The sequence below is a fragment of the Streptomyces sp. NPDC002845 genome, assembly GCF_053591955.1.
Window position 1 is genome coordinate 1 of the sequence record NZ_JBSFUU010000257.1, and the last position, 1160, is coordinate 1160.

The window sequence follows — 1160 nt, forward strand, 5'->3', positions numbered from 1 at the left end:
CTAGTGTCCTGCGCCAGTAGTTGATCGTTAGTTGGTGTGTGACTTCTACTGCTGGTGCGTCAGTTCCTCGTCGGGGCCCGAAGCTGGAGCCGTTGCTGCTGTCCGTGGAGGAGCGGGCGGTGTTGGAGCGGTGGACGCGTCGGGCGACATCGGCCCAGGCGCTGGCCTTGCGGGCGCGGATCGTGCTGGCGTGCGCGGGGCCGGAGGTGCCGCCGATTGTCGCGGTCGCCCGGGAGTTGCGGGTGGCCGCGGACACGGTCCGCAAGTGGCGGCGGCGCTTCCTCGCCGAGCGGCTGGACGGTCTGGCCGACGAGCCCAGGCCGGGCAGGCCGCCCACCATCAGCGTCGATCAGGTGGAAGCAGTGGTGGTCACCACGCTGGAACAGCTGCCGAAGAACGCCACCCACTGGTCGCGGAAATCGATGGCGCAGCACAGTGGTCTGTCGAAGTCGACCGTGGGCCGGATCTGGCGGCAGTTCCAGCTCAAGCCGCATCTGGCGGACACCTTCAAGCTGTCGACGGACCCGTTGTTCGTGGAGAAGGTCTACGACGTCGTGGGCCTGTACTTCAACCCGCCCGAGGGCGCGGTGGTGCTCTCGGTGGACGAGAAGTCGCAGATCCAGGCGCTGGACCGGTCGCAGCCGGTGCTGCCGATGATGCCGGGCATGCCCGAGCGGCGCACCCACGACTATGTACGCAACGGCCTGACCACCTTGTTCGCCGCGTTCGACGTCGCCACCGGCGAGGTCATCACGGCCCTGCACCGCCGGCACCGGGCCGCGGAGTTCAAGAAGTTCCTGATCCGGATCGACAAGGAGGTGCCCGCGCACCTGCAGGTCCACCTGATTGTGGACAACTACGGCACCCACAAAACTCCTGCGATCAAGGCCTGGCTGGCCAAACACCCGCGGTTCGAGCTGCACTTCACCCCGACCGGCTCCTCCTGGATCAACCAGGTCGAGCGGTGGTTCGGCTACCTGGCCCACCAGATGATCCGCCGCGGCGCACACAAGAACATCCAGGCCCTCGAATCCGACATCCGCGCCTGGGTCAAAGACTGGAACGAAGACCCCAAGCCGTTCATCTGGACCAAGACAGCCGAAGAGATCCTCGACTCCCTCGCCCGCTTCTGCCGACGGATCTCTGGCGCAGGACACTAG

Annotated in this window: 1 protein-coding gene; it reads left to right on the forward strand. The window is 66.5% G+C overall.

What is annotated here, in order from left to right; genetic code table 11:
• Positions 1-38 precede the first annotated feature (38 nt).
• Complete coding sequence (locus ACWD3C_RS48725; RefSeq protein WP_451155293.1) at positions 39-1160, forward strand: IS630 family transposase; 1122 nt, start codon at positions 39-41, stop codon at positions 1158-1160.